A 25827-nucleotide genomic window follows, 5' to 3' on the forward strand; every position below is an offset into this window, starting at 1 on the left:
CGCGCCGCGTAAACCCGCGCCGGGGAACGACTGCTACTTGTTGTCTTCGGAGGGACGGAAAGCCTGCGTGGCGTCGGACGACGGGTCGGCGGCCTGGTCGCCGCCGAACGGCTGGCCTTGCTGCGCGCTCTGCTGACCCGGCTGCGCGTAGTTCGACGAACCGTACGGCGACTGCTGCGCGGGCTGCTGGGCCGAGCCGAAGTGCTGGGTGGCACCCTCGTCCGGCCGGGGCTGCGCGGTGCTCGGCGCGCCGTATGGCGAACCCTGCTGCGGCCCACCGAAAGCCGTGGTCGGCGGCTGCTGACCGTAGGCGGGCGGCTGACCGTAGGCCTGGCCCGGCTGGCCGTACGCGGGCTGGCTCGGCTGGCTCTGGCCGTACGGCGAAGCCTGCTGCGCCGCACCGTAACCGGGCTGCTGACCGTAAGCGGCCTGCTGGCCATAGGGCTGACCCGGCTGGCCCTGACCGTAGCCGGGCTGCTGGTTCTGTCCGTAGGAAGGCTGGTTCTGTCCGAAGGCCGACGGCTGCTGCTGGCCGTAGCCGCCCTGACCGAACGCGGGGGCGCTGGCCGGCCGCGGCGCGGGCGCCTTGACGATGCCCGCCTCGAGCAGCACCGCACCTACCGCGACCGCCGCCTGCACGAACGCGAGCACCAGCACGACGTACGCGCCGAACTTCAGCTCGATGCCGTCGGAGAGGGTGAAGGAGTGCACCGCCAGCGCGAGGAAGCCCGCGACCGACGCCGCCGCGGCCGCGCCCGTCCAGCTCTGCTTGGGCAGCACCGACAGCGCGGCGAGCAGTCCGCCGAGCAGCAGGATGCCGAGCAATGCCGAGCCGCCCGCCTCGAACAGGCTCGCGGTCTCGCTGCTGGCCACCCTGGCACCGCCGAAATCGACCGCCTTGGTGCCGACATAGGGCAGGAAACCGAGCAGGAAGTTGATCACGCCGAGCGCCGCGACACCGACCACCAGGAAAAACGGCAGCCCCTTGCCCTCGGCACCGGTCGCGCTCGAACCGGAACTGGCACCACTCGCCGTCGAAGCGGGGCTGGACGGGGTGGCGGGCGCGGGTGTGTTGTACCCGGAGCCCCCGGACGGGTATGACATGTCGTCGTCTCCTAGGTCGAGTCATACGTGGTCTTCAACTGCTGGATCTGCACCTGACGCTACTGCACTCCTCCGTCCAGGTCACCCTCAACCGACCCCCCGGACCTGATGATTTACACTTCCCGACCAGGTCGCGAGGGGTTTGCCGACAGCAAGCACCGCCCTCCGCAAGCACCTACGGCGGCACGGGAGCCGCGCGGTCGCGCACACCCCGGGCCGAGGCCGACCGAGTCGATTACCGGGTCAGGGCCGGGGAATGAGCTGCCAGGCGCCGTAGCTGCCCACGCAGTCGTAGTTGGACCATTCGCCGTTCGCCATGCCCTGGTTGCCGCGCTCGAGGCACTGGTGTTCGTACTCGAAGGGGCCGAGGTTGCCAGGGGCGGCGGGGGCGGCCGAGCCGCTGTCGAAGGGGCCCGCGAACGCGGGTCCGGTGGCGCCGAAAAGGCCTGCGACGATCAGGGCGGCGGTGGCGGCGGCGCGGGCGGCCGCGATGCGGGTGGTTGTCATCGGTCTTCGCTTTCTGGTCTGGTGTGGTGTGTAGCGAGGACCAGACTCCCGGCGGACCGTCTCAGCGCGGTTTCACCGGCATCTCACGCGATCAGACCGGGCCTGACCAGCCGGTCTGTGTAGCGGTGCCAGCCGAAACCGGCCGCCGCGAACTCGGCGCGGACCTGTTCGAGCAGCGATCGCGCGCCGGCGTCGTCGCCCTCGGCGCGCCGCAGCGTCACGGCGACGGCGCGGGCGGCGAGCAGTGGCACGCCACCCGGCGCCGCCGCGAAGAATTCATCGAGCAGCAGCCTGGCGGCCGCGATGTCGCCCTTGGCGAGCAGCACGTCGGCGAGGTCGATCCGGGCCAGGCCCGTCGCGTCTTCCTCGTGGCCGAGCGCGGCGCGGCAGTACGACTCGGCCGCGTCGAGGTGGCCCGCGACCAGCGCCGCGGCGGCGCGGGTCAGGTCGTTCAGCGGCGGGATCTGCCGGTCGTCCAGGCGGCGGGCGTAGCGATCGGATTCCTCGGCGGTGGCCAGTGCCTCGTCGACGCGGCCGAGGCCGAGCAGCGCTTTGGCCTGATTGCTCAGTCCGCGGGAGAGCCCGTGCTCGTCCTCGTGCGCGGCGTCCACGTCACAGGATCGGGTGTAGGCCGCGAGCGCCTCGGCCGAATCACCCGAATACAGCAGTGCCGTGCCGAGCGCGTCGGCGAACGACGAGCCCTGGGTGTCGCGCACGGCAAGCCGCTCCCCCTCGCGCAGGCGCTCGACGGCCTCCGGGAGCCTGCACCGCTCGATGTCGACGATGCCTTGGTAGTAGCGGACGGTTTGAGCCAGTTCCGGATCGTCGAGGGGCGCGGCCAATTCGCCCGCCTTGGCCAGTTGGGCGGCCGCGGCTTCGAGGTCGCCGGTCATCAGCGTGTGAAAGCCGTAGTGGCTCAAGGCCTGCGCCAGTTCGTGCGTGGCGATGTCGGCCGCGTCGGTGAGCGCCGCGTAGTGGCGTTGCGCCTCGCGGAACCAGGCCCTGGCGAGCCAGGGCACGTGCATTTCCACCGCGAGCCGCAAACCGTCCGTGGCCCTTGATGTTCCGGGCGCACGCTCCAGCGCGGCCAGAATGTTCGGCCATTCCGCGAACACCGCCGCCACCGATTCCGCCGCGGCGAAATCGTCCGGGGTGCCGATCGTGCGCACCAGGTTCACACACCAGCGCAGGTGTCCGGCGCGCAGCTCGTCGACCTCGTTCGCCTCCGCCAGCCGAGCCAGCGCGTAGTCGCGAACCGTCTCCAGGAGCACGAAACGCCTTGTCGCACCATCGGCCTGGACGGTGACCAGGTTTCGGTTCACCAGGTCCGCCATGGCCGGCGCGACATCGCCCCGCTCGACATCGTCGTCCGGCACCACCGCCTCGGCCGCCTCCAGCGTGCACCCACCCGCGAACACGCCCAGCCTGCGCAACACCGCCCGCTCTCGCTCGGCGAGCAGCTCGTGACTCCAGTCCAGCGCGACCCGCAGGCTGGTGTGCCGACCGCCCGCGGCACCGCGTGCGCCGCCGACCAGCAGCCGGACCCGGTCGTCGATCCGTTGTGCCAGTTGGGAAATCGTCAACGTCCTGGTGAGACCGGCGGCCAACTCGATGCCCAGCGGCAGCCAGTCCACCGCCGCGCATATCGTCACCAGCTCGTCCCGCTCCGTCGCGGTCACCAACCCGTGCAGCCCGGCCCGCTCGACGAACAGCGCAACGCCGACACTGCGATCCAGCGGACCGAGCGGGTACACCGACTCGCCCGGCACCCCCAGCGGCTGCTGCGACGTGACGAGCACGCTGAATTCGTGTGCCGCCGTCACCAATTCGGCCACCGAGTGCAATACATGCTCGGCGTTGTCGAGCACGAGCATGGCGCGCTCACGGTCGACGCCGCCGTCGAGTGCGGCGATGATTCCGGGCAGCGGACCATTGGGATCGATCGATCCGTCGACGGCCAGGCCGCCCGCTTCGAGTGCCGCGGCCACCGCTGGCAACACGTCCTCGGCGCGGCCGAGCGGTGCCAATTCGACGAGCACGACGGGCCGGCCCGCTCGACCGATCGATCGCGCGAGCTCGGCGGCGAGACGAGACTTTCCGCTGCCCGCGACACCAACCACCGTTGTCAGTCCAGGATCAGCGAGACGCGTTGTGAGCGTGGCGAATTCACGGCCGCGACCGACGAAGCTCGTCATCGGCGCCGCCAGCACCGGCACGGGCCATGGCCGCGATTCCGGTTCGGTCGCGGCGGCACCTGCTGGATCGATACCAGGCGGCGCAGTGCCCGGACTCGCCATGGATGACCCGACCTGCGCCGCGCCGCCCGTCCCGACCGGAAGGATCCGCAACGCCGGATCATGTTCCAGGATACGAAGTTCCAACGCACTCGTGTCCGGCGAAGGATCGACGCCCAACTCCTCGGACAACGCCCGCCGCAGCCGCGCCAGCCGCTCCAACGCGTCGGCCTGCCGCCCCGTGCGGTACAACGCCAACCCCAACAGGCACGACAGCGGCTCATGCAGCGGATGCCGCGCGACCAGTCCCGTCAGCTCGGTCACCACCTCACCCGCCGCGCCGAGTTCGAGATTCGCCTCCAGGCCCGCCACGGTCAGCGAAAGCCGCCAATCATCGAGCCGCTCCCCCTCCGCCGCCGCGAACGGAATCGTGCGCAGATCGGCCAGCGCGTGTCCACGCCACAGCGCGAGCGCCTCTCGCGCCGCAGCCGCCACGGCACCGAAGTCGCCGCCGCGCCGCGCGGTATGCAACCGCTGCGCCGCCGCCTCGGCGGCGAGCAGATCCGTCGCCGCCACCGTCGCCTGATATCCCGCGGGCGTCCGCACGATGACGTCCGCCAGCGGCCCGAGCGCGGCCCGCAGTCGCGACACCACCACGCGCAGCCGCTGTACCGGGCGTTCGACCTCGGCCCCCCACAGATCCTCGGCCAGCCGCCCGTCCGGCACCGGAACCCGATTCGCCAACGCCAACCGCACCAGCACTGCTCGTTCCAGCGGCCGATCGACGGTCACCGCGACACCGTCAGCCCACGCCTGCACTGGACCCAACACCAGCACATCCACGTCGCTAAGCATGCCCTGTCCGGTACGTCCGCGTCTCCCCCAATATCGATGATCTCAGCGGTGAACCAAGCGGTGTCTCAGCTCGTATCGATGAGGGGAGACGAAATGGAGGTTTCCATCATGAATCCGATGGAACAGTTCTGCGAATGGCTGGCCAGGACGCTCGGCTTCTGCCCAGGCTGAGCCCGCCGCCGCACATGACGAAGGCCGCCCTCCCTCGAACCAGGGGGCGGCCTTCGTTTCGACATGACGAAGGCCGCCTCCCGATCGGGAAGGCGGCCTCGGTCATTCTTGTCAGACTTCGACGCTTGCCTTCTCCAGGATCTCGCGAGCCAGCGCGGCGGTCTCGGACGGCGTCTTGCCGACCTTCACACCCGCGGCCTCCAGCGCGTCCTTCTTCGCCTGGGCGGTGCCCGCCGAGCCGGACACGATGGCGCCCGCGTGGCCCATGGTCTTGCCCTCGGGGGCGGTGAAGCCCGCGACGTAGCCGACGACCGGCTTGGTGACGTTGGCCTTGATGTAGGCCGCGGCCCGCTCCTCGGCGTCGCCGCCGATCTCGCCGATCATCACGATCAGCTTGGTCTCCGGGTCCTTCTCGAACGCCTCGATGGCGTCGATGTGGGTGGTGCCGATGACCGGGTCGCCGCCGATGCCGATGGCGGTGGAGAAGCCGAAATCGCGCAGTTCGTACATCATCTGGTAGGTCAGCGTGCCGGACTTCGAGACCAGGCCGACCGGGCCCTTGCCGGTGATGTTGGCCGGGGTGATGCCGACCAGCGCCTCGCCGGGGGTGATGATGCCGGGGCAGTTCGGGCCGATGATCCGGGTCTTGTTGCCCTTCTCCACGTTGTAGGCCCACGCGAACGCGGTGTCCTGCACCGGGATGCCCTCGGTGATGACCACGAGCAGCGGGATCTCCGCGTCGATCGCCTCGATGATGGCGTCCTTGGCGAACTTCGGCGGCACGAACGCGATGGAGACGTCGGCGCCGGTCTCCTTGATGGCCTCGGCCACGGTGCCGTACACCGGCAGCTCGACCGCGTTGCCGTCCTTGTCGGTGTGCGCGACGGTGGTGCCCGCCTTGCGCGCGTTGACGCCGCCGACGACCTGGGTGCCTGCCTTCAGCATCAGCGCGGTGTGCTTGGTGCCCTCGCCGCCGGTGATGCCCTGAACGATGACCTTCGAGTCTTTGTTGAGGAAGATAGACATTTCAGAATATTCCTTACTTGGCTCGGGGTTACCGGGAAGCCAGTTCGGCGGCCTTGTCGGCGCCTTCGTCCATTGTCTGCGCAAGCGTGATCAGCGGGTGCGCGGCGTCGACCAGAATCTGGCGACCCTCGTCCACCTTGTTGCCGTCGAGACGGACGACCAGCGGCTTGTTCGCCTCGGCGCCGAGGATCTCCAGCGCCTTGACGATGCCGTTGGCGACCGCGTCACAGGCGGTGATGCCACCGAAGACGTTCACGAACACGCTCTTGACCTGCGAGTCACCCAGGATGACGTCGAGGCCGGCGGCCATCACCTCGGCCGAGGCGCCGCCACCGATGTCGAGGAAGTTGGCGGGCTTGACGCCGTTGTGGTTCTCGCCCGCGTAGGCGACCACGTCGAGGGTCGACATGACCAGACCGGCGCCGTTGCCGATGATGCCGACCTCACCGTCGAGCTTGACGTAGTTGAGGTCGTTCTCCTTGGCCTTGAGCTCCAAGGGGTCGGTCGCGTCCTTGTCCGCGAAGGCCTCGTGATCCGGGTGCCGGAACTCGGCGTTCTCGTCGAGGGTGACCTTGCCGTCGAGGGCGAGGATCTCGTCCTGCGGGGTGCGCACGAGCGGGTTGACCTCCACCAGGGTGGCGTCTTCCTTGACGAACACCTCCCACAGCTTCTGGATGGTCACGGCCGCGGCGTCGAGCACGTCGGCGGGGAGGTGGCCCTGCTCGGCGATCGAGCGGGCGAAAGCGAGGTCGACACCCTTGACCGCGTCGACGGCGACCTTGGCGAGACGCTCCGGCTTGGTCGCGGCGACCTCTTCGATCTCCATGCCGCCTTCCACCGAGCACATGGCCAGGTAGGTGCGGTTGGACCGGTCGAGCAGGAAGGAGATGTAGTACTCCTCCGCGATGTCCTTGGCTTCGGCGACCAGGATCTTCTTGGTGATGTGGCCCTTGATGTCCAGGCCCAGGATGTTCTGCGCGTGCGTGAACGCGTCGTCCGGGGTGGCGGCGTACTTGACGCCACCCGCCTTGCCGCGGCCACCGGCCTTGACCTGAGCCTTGACCATCACCGCCTTGCCGATTTCCTCCGCGATGGCGCGGGCGCCCTCGGCCGTGTCCGTGACGCGGCCCTCGGACGAGGGCACTCCGTGCTTAACGAAGAGCTCCTTCGCCTGATATTCGAAGAGATCCATGTACTCACCGTCTCGTCTGCGTTGTGATGACAACGTCTTTGTTGGCGGCCCGACGTCGGAAGCGGGTCGGGTCGGACTCTAATCAGTCACATGGACGGCCAATCGGCCACGTTCATCCTAAGTGGCGCAGGTCACGGGCCGATACGCGTGGCGGAGAAACCCCTGGCCAACGCTACTCATCAGTAGGTTGTTGACACCTCACCAGGTAGAGCGTCAGAACCCGCGGACACGGCTGGATCTACTACGGAACGTCGTGGATCTACCCGCCTCGCGTCCCCAATGCACAGATAGATATTCCGTGGTGTTACCGTGATCAATCTCACATGTTCGGACAGAAAGGCCGCAGCGCTTGCGGACCCTGCAATCGTTTCGTTACCGTCATTGCGGTCGATGTCACAGCACGGTCACGACTAGGAGGACGGCAAGCTTGACGCAGCACAGCACTCCGCAGATGGAGAGCCGTTCCGCAGACGACTCGTCGACGCCACTGATCAGCTGGCCGCTCGGCCCCGCGAACATCTCCCGCTTCACGATGTGGCACCGCCGATGAACTATCGCTCCGCCCTTATTCCTGAACATCGCGCCCAGTCCGGACATCGTTATCGCAACGATGACGATGCCTTCGGCGCGCAGGCTCCGCACGGCAGGCAGGCAGGCCCCTCGGTGGATCGACAGCGGAACTCGCTGTACAACGCCGCGCCCGCCAGGCCGCAGGACGACTACAGCGCGCCGCGCGCCGACTACGGCAATGCGGCACCCGACGCCGGATACCAGAACGGCCGCGAGAACTCCTGGACCGCCAATGACTCGTGGTCCCAGCAGGATTCGTGGGCCCCGCAGGACTCCTGGTCCGACGGCGGCGCATGGAACGCGGGCGACGCTTGGACCGAGAACGAATACCAGGCACCCGAAGACGGCTGCTGGGCCCCGGAAGAGTCCTGGGCACCCGACACCGGTTCGGAAAACGCGGTCGCCCCCACCGTCATTCCGGCCCGCCGCAGCGCCAAGCGTGGCGGCGCGCACCGGCTGCCCGCACCGCCCGCCGCCCTCAAGGGTCGTGCCGCGGTCGCCGCGGTGGCCGCCGGCGCGGTCGTCGCCGCCGGACAGGCCGCGTTCGCCGCGCCCGACCAGCCGTCCCAGTCCGTCGACTACGAGGCCGCCGGGCAGATCCACGAGATCGCCGCGCAGTCCGTCAGCCTGGCCGACCCCACCGCTTCCCCGGAATCGCCTCAGGTCCTGAACGTTTCGGGCGCCACCAACGTCGGCGATTTCAACGACATCCTGCAAAAGGGCCAGAAGTACGCGAACGACCTGGCCGCCCAGGAAGCCGCGAAGCTGCGCCCGCTGTTCACCAAGTTCGCGGCAGGCACCTTCACCTCCGGTTACGGCGCCCGCTGGGGCGTCCAGCACCTCGGCGTCGACATCGCGGGCCCCATCGGCACCCCGATCGTCGCCGTCGCCGACGGCACCGTGATCGAGGCCGGCCCCGCCGCGGGCTTCGGCATGTGGGTCCGCCTGCTGCACGACGACGGCACCGTCACCATCTACGGCCACATCGACACCGCCACGGTGTCCCAGGGGCAGCGCGTGATGGCGGGCGACCAGATCGCCACCATCGGCAACCGCGGCTTCTCCACCGGTCCGCACTGCCACTTCGAGGTGTGGTTGAACGGGTCCGACAAGATCGACCCGCTGCCTTGGCTCGCCACACGAGGCATCAGCCTCGGCGTCCAACGGGACTGAAGCTCCGGGGCTGGGGTCAAAACGCGACAGAAGCGATCATGCATTCTCAGGCATGATCGCTTCTTCGCGTATCTGGATGTGTAAGGCGTCGCCCGCGTCGCCAGTCGGCAGGATCGATCGTTAGTTGGGCACATCAGCGCGGGGGCCTCGGCGATGCCGGAGCCATGCGCCGCGCATTCTGGTCCGATGCCGGGCGACCGGTAGGTGATGAGGCGCACGGTTCATCGATGCTGGTCAGGGACTAGCGTCGTCGGTATGGCACGTACAACGTTGTACACCCAGTTCATTGCGCTTCCAACGGAACTCGTGTGGGCGGTGGTGGCGGATCCGGCTCGGTGGCCGGCCTGGAATCCGGGCGTCACCTCGGTTCGGCTGCACGGTCCGGTCGCAGTGGGCACCATGGGTAATTACCTGCCTAGGGGGCGGGTCTTGGAGACATTGCACGGGCGGACGGCGCCGCCGTTCGTCATCAGCACGCTGATTCCCGGGCGGGAACTGAGCATCGAGCAGCCGGAACCGGTGGGACGGATGCGGCTGACCTGGACGTTGACGCCGCGCGACGGCGGCACCGAAATCACCCAGCGGCTCACGTTCACCGGGCCGTCGGCGCCGGTCGCCAGGATCGTGGTCGGGCCGCTGCTGGAGACCGACGCGCGCGTCTGCTTCGCACGGCTGGCCCAGCTGGCCGGTATCGAACCCTTGGCGACCGCGCTCACCGTCGTAATCGCCGGTGGCACAGGCGCGTTGGGTAAGCACATCGCCGCCGACCTGACGTGCCGCGGCCATCGGGTGACCGTCCTCACCCGGCGCCGCGACACCGGGCTGCCGTTCAACCAGGTGGAGTGGGACGGTAAATCGGTAGGCAATTGGGTTGCGACGCTGCGCAATCCGGGGCCTACCGCGATCATCAACTTGGCGGGCAAGCTGGTCGACTGTCGGCCCAGCAAACGTAATGTCGACGAATTGCGGCGCAGCCGAGTGGATTCCACCCGCGCACTGGTTGACGCGGCCGCGACCCTCGACGCGCCCATCGACTACTGGGTGCAGGCCAGCACCACCGCGATCTGGTCGGACGCTGGCGAAACCCGTTGTGTCGAAACAACTCCGCTGCCGGTGGGGCTGCCACAGATGACCGGAGTAGCCGAACCATGGGAGCGAGCGTTCGAAGGCGCCGACGCCGCACACTCGACCATCCTGCGCACCTCGATCGTGCTCGACCCGCAAGCTCCCGCACTGAAACGCCTTGGCCAGTTGACCAAAGCAGGCCTCGGCGGCCGCGTCGGCCCTGGCGACCAATGGTTCAGCTGGATTCACGTCGAGGATTGGCTTGCCATCGTGCGCGCCGCCCTCGGCCTCGACCCCCAACTCACCCTGCCGAACGGAATCCTGGTGGCCGCCACCGACTTCCCGGTCCGCAACCGTGAGCTGATGGCCGCCCTACGCCGACACCTGCACCGCCCACCGGCCCCACCGACCCCGGCCGCGATCCTGAAGATCGGCGCCGTCTTCCTCCGCACCGACCCGGCCCTCGGCCTCACCGGCCGCCACGCCACCTCAGAAGTACTGCGCGACAACGGCTTCACGTTCCGCTACCCCACCCTCGACGAAGCCCTGACCGACCTACTACCGCGCTGACCACACCCACGGCCGAACAAACGATGCGCGACCCCAACTCCCCACGCCAGCAACAGAGTCCGCACCCACACTCGGGATCCGCACCGCCGCCTCTAGGGCCCTATTCCGAGTGCGCCTCCCGAATGAGGGTGCGGATCTATGGCGATACTGGTCTGGCAGCGCCTCGCGCGCTGTCGCACCCGGATGACCACGCTGGGTGTGGTCTCGTTATGGGGCTGCCGCGATCGCCAAACCGATCAGCGCAACGACTTTGGCCACTTCAAGGCCGATGTACCAGAAGTGCGCGTGCGAGCGCGGCAACTCCTCCCCGGCCAGCACGCGATCGGTCCGTCGGCTCAACGGCGGCCGGACAACGAGGATCTGCGCAGCAAGCAGGATCACGGCGACGACCAGCCACCCCCACGTACCCAATGCGGGCGCGACAACCACCGCTGCCAGCACCAGCCCGACGGCCAACACGGTCTCGGCAATGTTCAACGCCCAAAACACCAACCGCCCGATACCGAGTCCAAGCGCCACGGTGATCCCCGGCGCCCGAAACTTCAACGGCGCCTCCAGGAACGAGATGGCCAGCACCATCCCAAGCCAGAGCATCGGGAGGAACCACAGAACATGCCGCGCAACCGTGTCCATCATCGAACCCTACCGAGACAGGCACCCCGCCGAACCCCTCCGCCGGGCGCTTGGTGCACAAACCCGCGCACCAGCAGCGACAACCTCACCGCCATCCGCGGGCACCATCGAGGCGAGTCGAATGGTCGCTGTTGAAGATCAATTGGCGACCATATGACTCACCTCGATGAGTGCTTACCGCTGCGAGCGGGTCACAGTTTTACCAGGGTCCTGCTGTATTGGGGGATGAGGCGGATCTTGCCTGCGGTGCCGAAGTCGATGGTGACCGTGGCGAGGGGGCCGAAGCCTTCGGCGGCGACCACCTTGCCGAGCCCGTATTTGTCGTCGCTGACTCGATCGCCCACGGCGAGAACGAGGTTGGCGTTGTTGCGGGCCGCGCCGCCGGGGGCGGGGCGACGGGATCCGCGGTCGCCGCCGCGGACGCCGGGTCGCTGCTGCTCGGACCAGCCGTCGCCGCGGGTCCAATCGCGTTCCATCCGGTCGTCGTCACCGCGCCTGCGGATGCCCCTGGTTGCCGCGGAACCGGTCGGTTCCAGGCGCCGCCAGTCGATCAGGTGGTCCGGGATCTCCTGCAGGAAGCGCGATTCCGGGTTGGACACCGGCTGCCCCCAGCCGGAGCGCACTACCGCGCGGGTCAGGTACAGCCGCTTCCTGGCGCGGGTGATGCCGACGTAGGCGAGTCGGCGTTCCTCGGCCAGCTCGGTCGGATCGCCGAGCGCCCGCATGTGCGGGAACTGGCCGTCCTCCCAGCCGGTCACGAAGACGACCGGGAATTCGAGCCCCTTGGCGGTGTGCAGGGTCATCATCGTCACCACGCCGGTGCCCTCGTCCGGGATCTGGTCGGTGTCGGCGACCAGCGAGACCCGCTCCAGGAACGCGGCGAGCGACCCGGGATCGGGTTCACCCTCGGCGGCCTCCGGCAGCAGCCCCTCCGCGCGGGCTGCCTCCGCGTTATTGTGCGCCTCGGAACTGAATTCCCGTGCGACGCTGACCAGTTCGTTGAGGTTGTCCAGCCGGGCGCCGTCCTGCGGATCGTCGGACGACTCCAGCTCGGCCCGGTAGCCGGTGCGCTCCAGCACTGCGTCGACGACATTGCCGACATCGGGGAAGTCGAGGTTTTCCTGCACGCCCGCCGCCCGAATCTCCTCCAGCAGGTCGAGGAACCCGGCGATCGCCCGCTGCGCCCTGGTGTTCAGCAGCGCGACCTTGCCGTCGGCCGCGTCCCGCAGCGCCGCGGCGAAACCGATGCCGCGCTGGTCGGCGTGCACCGCCACGCAGGCCTCGGCGCGATCGCCGATGCCGCGCCGCGGCGTGTTCAGGATCCGGCGCACGCTCACCGCGTCCTCCGGGTTCTCCAGCACCCGCAGGTAGGCGACGATGTCGCGCACCTCTTTGCGCTCGTAGAACCGGACGCCGCCGACCACCTTGTACGGCAGCCCCATCCGGATGAAGATCTCTTCCAGCGCACGGGAGTTGTTGTTGGTCCGGTAGAACACCGCGACGTCGCCGTAGTTGGCCTCGCCCTGATCGACCAGCTTGTCGATCTCGCGGGCCACGAACGCGGCCTCGTCGTGCTCGTTGTCGGCGACGTAGCCGGTGATCAGGTCGCCCTCGCCGGAATCGGTCCACAGCTTCTTGTCGCGCCGGTTCTCGTTGCGCGAGATCACCGCGTTCGCGGCGGACAGGATGTGCTGGGTGGAGCGGTAGTTCTGTTCCAGCAGAATGGTTTCCGCGTCCGGGAAGTCGCGCTCGAACTCCTCGATATTGCGGATGGTTGCGCCGCGGAAGGCATAGATGGACTGATCCGCGTCACCCACCACGCACAGCTCGCTCGGCGGCGCCTGATCCTCGCTCTGCTCTTTCCGATGGTGACCGACCAGCTCGCGCACCAGAATGTACTGAGCGTGGTTGGTGTCCTGGTACTCGTCGACGAGCACGTGCCGGAACCGGCGCCGGTAGTACTCGGCGACCTGCGGATGATGCTGCAGCAGCGCCACCGTCTCGCCGATCAGATCGTCGAAGTCCAGCGCGTTCGCCGCGCGCAACCGCCGTTGATATTCGGTGTAGACACGGGCGACCAAGCCGGGCAGTTCGGTTTCGTCGGACTCGGCATCCGCGACCGCCTGTTGCGGCCCGATCAGCTCGTTCTTCAGATTCGAGATGGCGGTGGACAGCAGCCGCGCCGTGTATTTCTTCGTGTCGATGTCGAAGTCGCGGCTGATCATGGTGAGCAGTCGCCGCGAATCATCGGCATCGTAGATGGAGAAATTGGAATTCAGGCCGGGCAGCAGGGCCGCTTGCATGCGCAGGATGCGGACACAACTGGAGTGGAAAGTGGATACCCACATGTTGTTCGCCCGCGGGCCGACCAGGCCGATGACCCGCTCCCGCATCTCCGCAGCAGCCTTGTTGGTGAAGGTGATCGCGAGCACCTGGCCGGGCGTGACGCCACGGGCGGCGAGCAGGTAGGCAATGCGGCGGGTGAGCACGGCGGTTTTGCCGGAACCCGCGCCGGCCACGATGAGCAGGGGTGCGCCACTGTGCACAACGGCGGCCCGCTGCTGTGGATTCAGGCCATCGAGTAGCTGCTCGGCTTCCTCGGCGCGCCGACGCTCCCGTTCGACACGCCGTTGTTCCAAATCGGTGGCCGACGGCGGCGGTTCGGGGACAGCGGCCCGCTGTGTTTCCCGCACCGCACGCACCTCCTCAACAGGCCCGCCCGCTTGGTCGGTGTCACCACCGGTGACCTGCGGTTTTTGTGTCGAATCCGGCTGCAGGGCGCGACCGGCCTGCGTCTTGGGAGCCACCGTGATGTCCATCGCCCATCCACGCTACCGGCGAGCACCGACAGAGACGAAGCCCCGGGTGGCTCCGGTTTCGGTTCGGTACCGCCCCGGCGAACGGCGGGTGAACTCCGCAGGCAGGCGCCGCGACCATTTCGTGTCCTGCTTCTCAGCAGATTCACAAAACGAAATGTTTTGCATACCTACCAGCCCGTGGCAGACTGGCGACATGATGAGTGCCCGCGCGATACATCCGTTTCGGTTACCGACCGGATATCGTGATCGCGGCACCTGTATCTGAGCGCACATCCTGGGGGGACAATTCGACGGCCCCACCAGGTCTGTTTCACGGTGAAAGAACCGATCGGTAACGAGCCGGGCTCACCCGCCGATCCAGTTCTGACACGAGGAGATGAATGATGAGCACCCCCGCCACGACGACCGGGTCCGATTCGGCGTTGCCGCAGAGCGACGCGGAGATCGACAAGCTCCGTAAGGAGATCGATCGTCTCGATGCCGAGATCCTCGCCGCCATCAAGCGTCGCACGGAGATCTCCCGGATCATCGGCCGGACCAGGATGGCGTCGGGTGGGCCTCGCCTCGTACACAATCGCGAAATGAAGGTGCTGGAGCGATTCAGCGAACTCGGCCAGGAAGGCCACACGCTCGCCATGCTCCTGCTGCGCCTCGGCCGCGGCCGCCTCGGCCACTGACGGCCCCCTCCCCTGTCGGCCGCCTCGCGCGGCCCTAGACCCATGCGGCAAAAAGTACGACAACCGCATCCCCAAGGCCGCCCCGGGTGTTCATCACCCCGGGGCGGTCGTTTCGTCTCTGCCGCCGCTCAGCTCAGCGCGATGTACTTGGTGGAGAGGTATTCCTCGATGCCCTCGGTGCCGCCCTCGCGGCCGAAGCCCGATGCCTTGACGCCGCCGAAAGGTGCTGCGGGATCGGAGATTACGCCGCGGTTGACGCCGACCATGCCGGACTCGAGGCCCTCGGCGACGCGCAGGGCGCGATCCAGGTCCCTGGTGTAGACGTAGCTGACCAGACCGAACTCGGTGTCGTTCGCCGCGGCGATGCCCTCCGCCTCCGTCGCGAAGCCGACGATCGGCGCGACCGGACCGAAGACCTCCTCGCGCAGGATCCTGGCCTGCGGCGGGATATCGCTGAGGATGGTGGCCGGGTAATACCAGCCGGGGCCGCCCGGCGCCTTGCCGCCGAGCCGGACCCGGGCACCCGCCGTGACGGCGTCCTCGACCAGTTCGCTGACGATGTTGAGCTGCTCCTCGTTGATGAGCGGGCCGAGGGTGGTGTTCGGGTCGGTGCCGGGGCCGAGGGTCACGCCGCTCGACATGGCCTCGACGAACTTGCTGGTGAACTCCTCGAGCACGCCGTTCTGCACGTGGAAGCGGTTGGCCGCGGTGCACGCCTCGCCGCCGTTGCGCAGCTTCGCCAGCATCGCGCCCTGCACGGCCGCGTCGATGTCCGCGTCGTCGAACACCACGAACGGCGCGTTGCCGCCGAGTTCCATCGACGTGCGCAGCAGCCCGTTCGCCGACTTCTGCACCAGCTTCTTGCCCACTTCGGTGGAGCCGGTGAAGGTCAGCTTGCGCAGCCGGGGATCGTCGAGCAGCGGCTGGGTCACCGCGCCGGAATGGCTCGACGTGATCACCGAGAGCACCCCGTCCGGCAGCCCGGCCTCGCCGCACAGCTTGGCCAGCAGCAGCATGGTCAGCGGCGTCGCCGAGGCGGGCTTGACGATCATCGTGCAGCCCGCGGCCAGCGCGGGACCGATCTTGCGGGTGCCCATCGCGAGGGGGAAATTCCACGGCGTGATCGCCAGGCACGGCCCGACCGGCTGCTTGTGCACCATGATCCGGCCGGTGCCGGACGGTGCGTGCAGGTAGCGCCCGTGCACCCGGACAGCTTCCTCGCTGAACCACCGGAAGAACTCCGCGCCATACTTCACCTCGTTGCGGCTCTCCGGCAGCGCCTTGCCCATTTCCAGGGTCATCAGCAGCGCGAATTCCTCGGCACGCGCGGTGATCTGCTCGAAGACCGCGCGCAGGATCTCGCCGCGTTCCCGCGACGGCCGCGCGGCCCACTCGGCCTGCACCGCGACGGCCGCGTCCAGGGCGCGCACCGCGTCCTCGGGTGTCGCGTCGGCGACCTCGGCCAGTACCTCCCCGGTGGCCGGGTTGTGCACCGGAAAGGTGCCGCCGCCGGCGGCGGCCACCGGCCCACCGATCCATAGTTGCGTCGGGACGGATTCGAGAACTTCGCGTTCGGACACCATGAGGCCAGCGTAGGCCGCGCCGGATCAGTTCTCACCGAGTCCGGCGGGGTGTTTGCCGTGCGCGGCGGTGGGGCGGTGAGTAACCTCGGCGAACGTGAGCAGCGACATCACCGCCACGGCGGCCTGGCGGAAACTGCACGAACACTTCGACGGGATCGCGGGGCGGCACCTGCGGGAGCTCTTCGCCGACGATCCGTCGCGTGGACGTGCGCTGACTATCGACGTTGCGGACCTGCACATCGACTTCAGCAAGCATCGGGTCTCGCGGGAAACCCTGCACCTGCTCGTCGAATTGGCGCGCGAGGCGAAGGTCGCCGAGCGCAGGGACGCGATGTACCGGGGCGAGCACATCAACACCTCCGAGGATCGCGCGGTCGCGCACGTCGCGTTGCGGCTGCCCGAGGGCGAGTCGCTGACCGTGGACGGTGCCGACGCGGGCGCCGAGGTGCACGAGGTGCTGCGGCGGATGGGTGAATTCACCGACGCGGTGCGCTCCGGCGAATGGCGTGGCGCCACCGGCGAACGCATCAGCACCGTGGTCAATATCGGCATCGGCGGGTCCGATCTCGGACCCGTGATGGTGTACCGAGCGTTGCGGCACTATGCCGACGCTGGCATCAGCGCGCGGTTCGTCTCCAATGTCGATCCGGCCGACCTGGTCGCCGAGCTCGCCGGACTCGACCCTGCGACAACGCTGTTCATCGTCGCCTCGAAAACCTTCTCCACCCTGGAGACGCTGACCAACGCGACCGCCGCCCGGCGCTGGCTGGTCGGCGCGCTCAGCGAGGACGCCGTCGCGAAGCATTTCGTCGCCGTCTCGACCAACGCCGAGAAGGTCGCGGATTTCGGCATCGACACCGCCAACATGTTCGGCTTCTGGGACTGGGTGGGCGGCCGCTACTCGGTGGATTCCGCGATCGGTCTCTCGGTGATGGCGGCGATCGGCAAGGCGCGGTTCGCCGAGTTCCTCGCCGGAATGCACGCCGTGGACCAGCATTTCGCGAACGCGCCGCTGGAGGCGAACGCGCCGGTGCTGCTCGGCCTGCTCGGCGTCTGGTACTCGAACTTCTTCGGCGCGGAATCCCGTGCGGTGCTGCCCTATTCGAACGACCTGGCCCGCTTCCCCGCCTACCTGCAGCAGCTCACGATGGAGTCCAACGGCAAGTCGGTGCGCGCCGACGGCAGCCCGGCCACCACCTCCACCGGCGAAATCTTCTGGGGCGAACCGGGAACCAACGGCCAGCACGCCTTCTATCAACTGCTGCATCAGGGCACCCGCCTCATCCCGGCCGACTTCATCGGTTTCGCCCGCCCCACCGACGATCTGCCCACCCGTGACGGCACCGGCAGCATGCACGACCTGCTGATGAGCAACCTGTTCGCGCAGACCAAGGTGCTGGCGTTCGGCAAGACCGCCGAGGAGATCGCCGCCGAGGGCACCGACCCAAAAGTGGTGCCGCACAAGGTGATGCCGGGCAACCGGCCGAGCACCACCATCCTCGCGCCGCAGCTCACCCCATCGGTTGTCGGCCAGTTGATCGCGCTGTACGAGCATCAAGTGTTCGTCGAGGGCACCATCTGGGGCGTCGACAGCTTCGATCAGTGGGGCGTCGAGCTCGGCAAGCAGCAGGCGCTGGAGCTGGCGCCGCTGCTGACCTCCCCGGAAGAGCCTGAGCCACAAGGGGACTCATCCACCGACGCGCTCATCCGCTGGTACCGCGCCAAGAAGTAGGCCTGCCGGTCAGGACGGCACCAGGACGTCGTAGCGGCGGCCGCGTTGACGGAGCACCAGATCGGCTCGCGCCTTTGTGGTGTCGATCAGATCGGCGTTCAACAGGTCGCTGTCACGTACCTTCGTCCGGGCGGCGGCGGGCGTGCGGCCGCCGCGAATGTGGCGGCGCAGCAACCGATCCTCGATCAGGCGACGCGGCGCGTCGAGGTACCAGCACTCGTCCAGCAGCTTGCGCACCGCCGACCATTCCCGGCCCCCGACATCGTCGAGCAGCAGGTAGTTCCCCTCGGTGAGCACGATCTGCTGCCGATCGAAGACGAGACCCGCGGGGATCGGAGCGTCGATGGCGCGGTCGAAGGTCGGCCATGGCACCGGTTCGCCGATCGGGGCGTCCCGTAGCCTGCGGAGGTTGTCCAGGAAAGCGGCGGTGTCGAAGGTGTCCGGTTCTCCTTTGCGCGCAAGGTTTCCCGCGGCGCGCAAGACGTCGTTGGTCAGGTGATAGCCGTCCATCGGCGCGATCTCGGCGATCGGCGACTCGGCGTTGAGCGCGTTGCGCAGCCGGACCGACAGGGTGGACTTCCCCGCGCCGGGCGGTCCGACGAGGCCGAGCAGGTATCGCCCGCCGCGGCCGTCCGCGTGCTCGCGCACCCGCCGGACGAGCGCGCTCAACGATGTTTCGGCATACGCCCTGTCCACCGCGCCACTGTACTGCCGGATCGTCGAGTCGGCGCTCTTCGGTCGCTGCCGCATCCATGCCGATCGCGCATGCCGCGTATGCGCGATTCTCGCTTGTCGCAGGCGATAGCGCGCTCTTACCGTCGATCGGTGAGTGCGATCGAGAACAAGAAACTGCTGGAGCGCGTCTTCGAGCAGATGGCCGCTGGCAACGCCGGCGCGCTGAGTGCGGCGATGGCGGACGAGTTCCGCTGGGTGTTTCCTGGAAGTTGGTCGTGGAGTGGCACGTGGGGGCCGAAAGACGTTGTGCTCGAGCACCTTCTGCGGCCACTGATGGCCCAGTTCACCGAATATCGGGTCGCCGCCGACTTCGTCATCGCGGCGGATGATCGTGTCGTCGTTCAGGCCCGCGGTTACGGCGACACCATTCGCGGCGACCGTTACCACCAAACCTACTGTTTCATCTTCCGGGTAACCGACGGGCAATTGACGGAGGTGGTCGAGCACTGCGACACCGCGCTGGTCGAGCGAGTGCTGGAAACAATCGCGCCCTAACAAACGAAAGAACATCTCACCGAGCTCATGATGAGCGCGGTGAGATGTTCGGTTCCAGCGATAGCGATTGTTAGTCGCGGGTCGTCAGCTGCGGCAGCTTGGTGGCCTTGGTGGCGTTGGCCACCTGGACGCAGTCAGCGGCCGTTGTCCCCGCGGTGTTGTTGCGGACATTGGTGTTGCACGCGTTCTTCAGCGCGGTGGACAATGCACCGTAATTGGAATTCGACGACAGCAGGGTCTGCGTCGTCCAGTAGAGCGCGGCGACCTTCGGGATGCCGAGCGCGCCGACTGTCACGCCATTAAGGGTGCCACCGTCGACCATGATCGACGCGGTCCGGTTGCCGACGCCGCTGTTGGTGTGGACGCCGCCACTGTCGCCACTACCGGAATACCAGTAAGTGCCCCGGTAGGTGTCGGGATCCTGGTAGGCGTTCGGGTTCTTCATATCCCGGATCACGCCGATCGAGCTGCAGACACCGAGCTTCCACCGATTGGCGGCGGTGTTGCACGGGTTGGCGGTGTCCACCAGGAAGGTGAGCTCGCCGAAGACGTCCGACATGGACTCGTTGATCGCGCCCGGCTCATTGCGGTAGACCAGACCGTTGGTGTGCTGGGTTACGCCGTGGGTGAGCTCGTGTGCGGTGATGTCCTCGGTGGTCAGACCCGAACCGTAGGCCATGTAGCTGCCGGACCAGAAGGCGTTCTGGTAGGGGCATTCGGTGGGGGTGCAGAGACGGACGGTGCCGCGCAGCGCTTTACCTTTGCCGTCACCGGTGTCCGACCCGATCAGGTTGGTCAGGTTCGCCACCTTGGTGTACTGCGCGTAGAACTGCTCGGTCTTGCCGAAGTAGTCGTAGATCTTGTCGACATCCGCGATTCCGCTGGCCGGCTGGCCTTCCGACCTGGTGGAACGGAGGCTGCCGGTGCCACACCCGGCCCGGTTGGGGTCGATCCGCCGGTTGGCGTTGTCGCACACGACACGGTTGAGGTTCTTGGTCTCACTCCAGCTGTCGAGCACCTTGCCGGGGTTGTTCGCGTCGACGAAGACGACCCAGGTCGCGGGCTCGCCCTTCTTCTCGGCGGTCGCACCGATGATCTCCACCTTGAACGCGGGCACCGCGATGCTCTGCGCCTCGTCCTTGGCGGCCAGCTTCGAGTCGTACCAGTAGGCCTTCGTGTCGCTCACGGACAGCTTGTCGAGTGCCGTCTTGCTTTGGTCGGCAACCTTTTTCAGCGCGGCCTGCTGCACCTGGGCGGACGGTTGAGTCGTCGCGTACTTGCCCTGCGACTTCTTCGACAGCGAACCGGTCACCGAGATCAGTGAGCCGTCGGCGGTCAGCGACTGTGCCGCCGATGCGCCGAACACCTGTACCTTGTCGATTTCCTGACGCAGTCGGACCGTGGATCCCTCACCAACCTGGAACACAGACTCCACGACCAGATTACCGGCGGTATCGCCATTTCCGCCGAGCGCCTTCTGCACACCGTTCGCGTGCGCCTGCGCCGCGGCCGGTGCTTCGGCAGCCGTTCCCGCCGGAGCCTTGAGCGGCTCCTTGGGGACCACCTGCTGGACGGCGCCCTGCTGATCCGTCGTCACTTCTTTCGGCACGGCGGAAAGGTCGGAACCCGCCGGTGCGGATGGACTGGCCGGGGGCTGACCGCTGGCACCAGGGCCGGACGCGAAGATCATTGCCCCGACAGCAATTATCGCAAAGGCGGTATTTCGACCCGCCCGTTTATGTGTGGGTTTCATGACCAAGTAGAACCACATACGGGCGGTCAACTCGACTGGAGACGAGCACTGGGGAAACAGATGAATGGGCTGGGAATCTTTGAGCTATCACTGAATTCGGGCCGTAAAAAGTTATGCGCGAATATCTTTCGAATGCGTGGATGTCCGGCAAAGAAGCGCCTTGCACCCTGCGGCACGCCGAACCATCAATTGCATTGATCTATCGACGATCCTGAGACGTCGAAACCTAACTCGCTCAGAGAGAACAGCTTTCGATGGCCGACGCCATTGAGGTACGGCACTGTACCCACGACAAAGATCAACAATTGCACCGACGATTCAGCCAGAACTAGTGCTACCCAACCAATTCCGGCAATCGCGGCGGACTCACACCAACGCACGCTCCAAGATCGCTCCGGTATCCACACCGGTCGGCAGGGTGCCGAACGCGATGCCCCAATCGTCGCCGAGCCGGGTGGCACAGAAGGCATCGGCGACCGCCGGGTGACCATGCCGGACCAGCTGCGCACCCTGCAGCACCAGAGCCATGAGCTCGACGATGCGCCGGGCCCGGAACTCGATGTCGCTGAGGTCGGACAGTTCCTTGCCGACCCGGGTGATGGCGTCGTCGAGCCGCGGGTTCGCGCCGCGGGCCAGCGAGACCTCGTTGAAGTACGCCTCGACCGTCTCCGGCTGACGCCCCATGGCGCGCAACGCATCCAGCGCCGCGACATTGCCGGAACCCTCCCAGATGGACATCAACGGCGCCTCTCGGTAGAGCCGCGGCATGCCCGACTCCTCGGCATAACCGTTGCCGCCGAAGCATTCCAGCGCCTCGGCCGCGTGCGAGGGCGCCCGCTTGCACACCCAATACTTGGTCACCGCCAACGCGATGCGCCGCAGCGCCGCCTCGGCCGGATCCTGGGTGGCCCGGTCGGTCGCCCCGGCCAGCCGCATCATCACCGTGGTGGCCGCGTCGGACTCGATCACCAAGTCCGCCAGCACGTTACGCATGGCGGGCTGATCGATCAGCTTGGCGCCGAACGCTTCTCGATACCGCGCGTGATGCGCGGCGAACACCACGCCGGTCCGCATGTTGGTCGCCGAGCCGATCACGCAGTCCAGCCTGGTCATGTTCACCATCTCGATGATGGTCTTGACCCCGGCGCCCTCCGCGCCGACCAGCCAGCCGGTGGCGTTCTCGTATTCGATTTCCGAGGAGGCGTTGGACTTGTTGCCGAGCTTGTCCTTGAGCCGTTGGATGCGAATGGGATTGCGCGTTCCGTCCGGCAATACCCTGGTGAGCAGGAAACAGGACAGGCCGCCGGGCGCCTGGGCCAGCGTGAGGAACATGTCCGACATCGGGGCCGAGGTGAACCACTTGTGCCCGACGATCCGATACGAGCCGTCGGGCTGCGGTGTCGCGGTCGTGCTGTTGGCGCGGACGTCGGAGCCGCCCTGCTTCTCGGTCATCGACATGCCGGCGATCAGGCCCGCCTTCGATGACGGCTCGCGCAGGCCGAAATCGTAGACCCGGGAACCGAGCAGCGGTTCGTAGCGCGCCGACAGTTCCTTGTTGTGCCGCAACGCGGGCACTACGGCGTAGGTCATCGAGATGGGACACATGTGCCCGGCCTCGGCGGCACCCCAGGTGAAGAACTTCGCCGCGCGCGCGACATGCGTGCCGGGCCGATCGTCCAGCCACGGCGAACCGTGCAGGCCATGCGACACAGCGACATTCATCAAGTCGTGCCAGTGCGGATGGAATTCGACCTCGTCGATCCGGTTGCCGTAGCGGTCGTGCGTATGCAGCACCGGCGGATTCTCGTTGGCCAGGCGTCCCCACTCCTGCGCCTCGGATCCGCCTGCCAGCACCCCGAGTTCACGCACCTCCGCCTCGGCCCAGCCCGCGCCCTCCCGGTGCAGGCCCTCGATCAGTGCCGGATTGCGCGCGACGTCGAACGGCGCGATGTCGGGTACCTGGTTGAAGACTTCATGCGTCTGCATCGGACACTCCTGATTCCTGCCGAGCGATGGACTCGCTCGACTCCGCGCGCACCCCGAGTGCGCGTAATGCGAAGGTAATGAGTTCGGGGACAACGGATTCCCCGTGCGGCGCCGAGGCGAGCGGGCCGACGAGCACCTCGCCGATCGCACCGACCAGCGCGGCGGCACTGGTCCGCGCATCCTGTGCGGGTAGCTCGCCACGCGAAACACCATCCGCGACAGCCGATTCGAAGGCTTCGGCGAAGGCACGGCGGAAATGCAGCCGTTCCGCGTCGACCACGGTGTCGACGGGCTCGACGAGCAGCACATAGGCGAGCTTCGGATTCTTCAGCGCACGTCCGGCGAAGGTCTCCACCGCGGCGGTCACCCGCTCGATCGCGGTGCCGTCGGCGCTCGCGGCGGCCACCGCGGCCACCTCCCAGGCGACTACTTTGCGGAATACCGCGCTGACCAGTTCCGCCTTGCCCGCGAAGCTCTTGTACACGGTTCCGGTGGCCACGCCGGCCTCGGCCGCGACGGCCGCCATGGAGAGCCCGGCGTAGCCCGCACTGGACAAAACCGTGGTTGCGGCCTGCACGATCAGCCCCGCCTTGGCGTCCAGACGGGCCTGCACGGCGGGGGTTCTGCGGTAGGCCACCCAAGAAGTGAACCACGAATTCATTTCTTGCCACAAGTGGGGTTTTACGGCGTATGGTCGGGGTCGTGTCCGAGCGGACCAGTGAGGTGGAGTCATGAATGTACGAATCGAGCGCCAAGGCCCGGTGACCACGGTGATCCTGCATCGGCCCGAAGCGCGCAACGCCGTCGACGGGCCCACCGCCGCCGCATTGGCCGACGCCTTCCGCGAGTTCGATGCCGATCCCGACGCGGCCGTTGCCGTGCTCTGGGGTGATGGCGGCACCTTCTGCGCGGGCGCCGACCTCAAGGGCCTCGGCACCGAGCGGTCCAATGTGGTCACCGAAGAGGGCGACGGCCCGATGGGGCCGACCAGGATGCGGTTGTCCAAGCCGGTGATCGCGGCCGTCTCCGGGTACGCGGTCGCGGGCGGGCTCGAGCTCGCGCTGTGGTGTGATCTGCGAGTTGCCGAGCAGGACAGCGTCTTCGGCGTGTTCTGCCGCCGCTGGGGAGTGCCGCTCATCGATGGCGGCACGCTGCGGCTGCCGCGACTCATCGGCAGCAGCCGCGCGATGGACATGGTGCTCACCGGCCGCCCAGTCGACGCCACCGAAGCCCTGCACATCGGCCTGGCGAACCGCGTCGTCCCGACCGGCGAAGCCCGCAGTGCCGCAGAACAACTCGCAGCCGAGCTGGCCGCGCTGCCGCAAACCTGTCTGCGCTCGGACCGCATGTCGCTGCTGGAACAAGACGGCATGGACGAGGAGGCGGCGCTGCGCAACGAACTCCGGCACGGCATCACCGCACTGACCAACGGCGCGCTCGACGGAGCGCAGCGCTTCGCCTCGGGCGCGGGCAGGCACGGCGCGCGGGCGTGAACGGGCGAACCCGCGACTGCGCACGCCATCAGGCACGATGATGCGGAACGGCGGCGTCGTGCGCGTGCCGCACGAAACAGCCATGGGCGCAGCGCAACCGAGCGTGGTCGAGAGCGAGGGGTAACCGTGCGCCCGATGGGCCGCTTGAACGTCGTCGACGAAATCTTCCTGCGTACCCACCGTGGACTCGGGACTCCCATTGCCCTGCAAGGCTTGTGGCGGACGTCCGACCGCATCGACCCCGCGCTGTTGCGTGAGGTGCACGAGGCGCTGCGCACCGGTCCGTTGGGCCGGCGGGTGGTTCGGCCGAGGGTGCCGGGCGCCCGCCGTTCCTGGCAGCGCAATACCCGCGCCTACCCGCTAGCACTCACCGATCAGCCCCTCGCCGCCACCGCGCTCATGACATGGGCAGATGCACAGGGCGCCGACCTCGACCCTGAATTCGGTCCCGGTTGGCGACTGGCCGCCATCGCGCTGGGCGATGGCGGTTCCCTTGTCTCCCTGACCTGTTCGCATTCCCTCGCCGACGGTAGGGCACTGATACTCGCGGCGGATGCCGCCCTCGGCGGTACGTCCCTGACTGCCGCTTCCGGCTCGGACCACTCGTCTGCACATCGCGGCGCATCGGGCTCGGCAGCACGCCTGCCGCGGACACGTTCAGCGACACCCGAGTCGGACTGGACTGATGCGAGCAAGCAGTGGTCGATCGTATTGCGCGGTACCGCGAAAGCGTTGCGTCGCGGGATTCCTGCCCAGCCGAACCGAGCGACGGGCCGCACTCTCACCGGCGCGCCGTCTCGCGTGCGGACGCCCGGCGCGATACTGCAATGCACCGTGGCCGATTGGGACCGCGCGGCCGCCGCACAGGACGGCACTCCCAACAGTCTGTTCATTTCTGTCGTCGCAAACATGCTGTGGAACAGCGGTTTTCAGCACGACACAATCGACGCCAGCCTTCCGGTCGATACCCGCGACGAACCCAGGGTCGACAACGACCTGGCGATGACCGACATCACGATCGATCGCACCGACACCCTCGCGACTATCCGGGAGAAGTCACGCGGTGCTTACGAGTGCCGGATGACCAGTCCCGGCGGCATGCCCGAGGAACTACTCCAGGTAATACCCGACCATTGGGCCTACGCGTTGTCCAAGGGCGCCGGTGAGCGAGACATCCTGTGCTCCAACATCGGAACCCTGCCCGCCACCCTGCGTGCGCTGGGCCCACATCGCTGCCTCGGCGTCGCCGCCCGCGCCATCCACCCTGGCCTGACCGTCGCGCGGCTCCCGAGGACTCGACTGTCCGGCTACCTCTGCCGCATCGCCGACGACTACATTCTGTCCCTGGTCAGCCTCGACCCGTCGAGCATCAAAACATCCGGCGCACTGACAGATTTGGCACAGCAGACCCTGCTGCAATCCGGACTTCCCGTTCGCGCTTGGTGATACCGCAC

Annotated in this window: 20 protein-coding genes; 7 read left to right on the top strand and 13 right to left on the bottom strand. The window is 67.6% G+C overall.

Annotated features, from left to right (window positions below):
* Positions 1-33: 33 nt before the first annotated feature.
* The 6 genes from ACIBCN_RS40010 to ACIBCN_RS40035 all read right to left on the bottom strand — a co-directional run bounded on the left by ACIBCN_RS40010 (position 34) and on the right by ACIBCN_RS40035 (position 7620).
* Positions 34-1104 carry a DUF5336 domain-containing protein gene (locus tag ACIBCN_RS40010; protein WP_396997484.1) on the bottom strand — a complete coding sequence of 357 codons (1071 nt, stop codon included), beginning with the start codon at positions 1102-1104 and terminating at the stop codon, positions 34-36.
* A 243-nt stretch (positions 1105-1347) separates the two neighbouring features.
* Positions 1348-1611 (bottom strand): hypothetical protein, encoded by a 264-nt coding sequence (locus tag ACIBCN_RS40015; RefSeq protein WP_396997486.1) that lies wholly within the window; start codon positions 1609-1611, stop codon positions 1348-1350.
* 83 nt (positions 1612-1694) lie between these two features.
* Entirely contained in the window at positions 1695-4688 is a 2994-nt protein-coding gene (locus ACIBCN_RS40020; protein ID WP_396997488.1) for an AfsR/SARP family transcriptional regulator, read from the bottom strand.
* Between the two features lie 294 nt (positions 4689-4982).
* The gene (gene sucD, locus ACIBCN_RS40025; RefSeq protein WP_042257652.1) at positions 4983-5897 is read right to left on the bottom strand and encodes a succinate--CoA ligase subunit alpha; all 915 of its coding nucleotides are present in this window, start codon (positions 5895-5897) and stop codon (positions 4983-4985) included.
* A 28-nt stretch (positions 5898-5925) separates the two neighbouring features.
* A complete protein-coding gene (sucC, locus tag ACIBCN_RS40030) occupies positions 5926-7089 on the bottom strand; it encodes an ADP-forming succinate--CoA ligase subunit beta (protein ID WP_396997491.1) in 1164 nt (387 codons plus the stop codon).
* 393 nt (positions 7090-7482) lie between these two features.
* Positions 7483-7620 (bottom strand): hypothetical protein, encoded by a 138-nt coding sequence (locus tag ACIBCN_RS40035; protein WP_357381821.1) that lies wholly within the window; start codon positions 7618-7620, stop codon positions 7483-7485.
* A gap of 15 nt (positions 7621-7635) precedes the next feature.
* Between ACIBCN_RS40035 and ACIBCN_RS40040 the strand changes: the two genes are divergently transcribed.
* Both ACIBCN_RS40040 and ACIBCN_RS40045 read left to right on the top strand, forming a co-directional pair.
* On the top strand, positions 7636-8832 hold the full coding sequence (locus ACIBCN_RS40040) for a M23 family metallopeptidase (protein WP_396997493.1): 1197 nt from the start codon (positions 7636-7638) through the stop codon (positions 8830-8832).
* Between the two features lie 255 nt (positions 8833-9087).
* Entirely contained in the window at positions 9088-10467 is a 1380-nt protein-coding gene (locus ACIBCN_RS40045) for a DUF1731 domain-containing protein (RefSeq protein WP_396997495.1), read from the top strand.
* A gap of 207 nt (positions 10468-10674) precedes the next feature.
* Here the strand turns inward: ACIBCN_RS40045 and ACIBCN_RS40050 are convergent, their stop codons facing one another.
* Positions 10675-11100, bottom strand: coding sequence for a hypothetical protein (locus tag ACIBCN_RS40050; RefSeq protein ID WP_396997618.1), 426 nt, complete (start codon positions 11098-11100; stop codon positions 10675-10677).
* Positions 11101-11291: 191 nt separating this feature from the next.
* The gene (gene pcrA, locus ACIBCN_RS40055) at positions 11292-13919 is read right to left on the bottom strand and encodes a DNA helicase PcrA (RefSeq protein ID WP_396997497.1); all 2628 of its coding nucleotides are present in this window, start codon (positions 13917-13919) and stop codon (positions 11292-11294) included.
* A gap of 383 nt (positions 13920-14302) precedes the next feature.
* Between pcrA and ACIBCN_RS40060 the strand changes: the two genes are divergently transcribed.
* Positions 14303-14596: a chorismate mutase gene (locus ACIBCN_RS40060; protein ID WP_014988338.1), complete on the top strand. Its 294-nt coding sequence runs from the start codon at positions 14303-14305 to the stop codon at positions 14594-14596.
* Positions 14597-14724: 128 nt separating this feature from the next.
* Here ACIBCN_RS40060 and ACIBCN_RS40065 read toward each other — a convergent pair whose 3' ends face one another.
* On the bottom strand, positions 14725-16179 hold the full coding sequence (locus ACIBCN_RS40065) for an NAD-dependent succinate-semialdehyde dehydrogenase (protein ID WP_396997499.1): 1455 nt from the start codon (positions 16177-16179) through the stop codon (positions 14725-14727).
* A gap of 94 nt (positions 16180-16273) precedes the next feature.
* On the opposite strand from ACIBCN_RS40065, the gene pgi reads away from it, so the two are divergent.
* Positions 16274-17911 carry a glucose-6-phosphate isomerase gene (gene pgi / locus ACIBCN_RS40070; protein WP_396997501.1) on the top strand — a complete coding sequence of 546 codons (1638 nt, stop codon included), beginning with the start codon at positions 16274-16276 and terminating at the stop codon, positions 17909-17911.
* Positions 17912-17920: 9 nt separating this feature from the next.
* Here pgi and ACIBCN_RS40075 read toward each other — a convergent pair whose 3' ends face one another.
* The gene (locus ACIBCN_RS40075) at positions 17921-18607 is read right to left on the bottom strand and encodes a nucleoside/nucleotide kinase family protein (RefSeq protein ID WP_396997502.1); all 687 of its coding nucleotides are present in this window, start codon (positions 18605-18607) and stop codon (positions 17921-17923) included.
* Positions 18608-18736: 129 nt separating this feature from the next.
* Here ACIBCN_RS40075 and ACIBCN_RS40080 point away from each other — a divergent pair, with 129 nt between their 5' ends.
* Positions 18737-19141: a nuclear transport factor 2 family protein gene (locus ACIBCN_RS40080; protein ID WP_396997504.1), complete on the top strand. Its 405-nt coding sequence runs from the start codon at positions 18737-18739 to the stop codon at positions 19139-19141.
* 70 nt (positions 19142-19211) lie between these two features.
* Here ACIBCN_RS40080 and ACIBCN_RS40085 read toward each other — a convergent pair whose 3' ends face one another.
* The 3 genes from ACIBCN_RS40085 to ACIBCN_RS40095 all read right to left on the bottom strand — a co-directional run bounded on the left by ACIBCN_RS40085 (position 19212) and on the right by ACIBCN_RS40095 (position 23517).
* Positions 19212-20831: a M4 family metallopeptidase gene (locus tag ACIBCN_RS40085; RefSeq protein WP_396997506.1), complete on the bottom strand. Its 1620-nt coding sequence runs from the start codon at positions 20829-20831 to the stop codon at positions 19212-19214.
* A gap of 429 nt (positions 20832-21260) precedes the next feature.
* Positions 21261-22880, bottom strand: a complete 1620-nt coding sequence (locus ACIBCN_RS40090; RefSeq protein ID WP_396997508.1) for an acyl-CoA dehydrogenase family protein — start codon at positions 22878-22880, stop codon at positions 21261-21263.
* On the bottom strand, positions 22867-23517 hold the full coding sequence (locus ACIBCN_RS40095) for a TetR/AcrR family transcriptional regulator (protein ID WP_396997510.1): 651 nt from the start codon (positions 23515-23517) through the stop codon (positions 22867-22869). The genes ACIBCN_RS40090 and ACIBCN_RS40095 overlap by 14 nt, the downstream gene beginning before the upstream one ends.
* A gap of 94 nt (positions 23518-23611) precedes the next feature.
* On the opposite strand from ACIBCN_RS40095, the gene ACIBCN_RS40100 reads away from it, so the two are divergent.
* Both ACIBCN_RS40100 and ACIBCN_RS40105 read left to right on the top strand, forming a co-directional pair.
* Entirely contained in the window at positions 23612-24373 is a 762-nt protein-coding gene (locus tag ACIBCN_RS40100; protein ID WP_396997512.1) for a crotonase/enoyl-CoA hydratase family protein, read from the top strand.
* Between the two features lie 135 nt (positions 24374-24508).
* Positions 24509-25819, top strand: a complete 1311-nt coding sequence (locus ACIBCN_RS40105; RefSeq protein ID WP_396997514.1) for a hypothetical protein — start codon at positions 24509-24511, stop codon at positions 25817-25819.
* Positions 25820-25827: the final 8 nt, after the last annotated feature.

The sequence above is a fragment of the Nocardia sp. NPDC051052 genome, assembly GCF_044456045.1.
Classification (GTDB): Bacteria; Actinomycetota; Actinomycetes; order Mycobacteriales; family Mycobacteriaceae; genus Nocardia.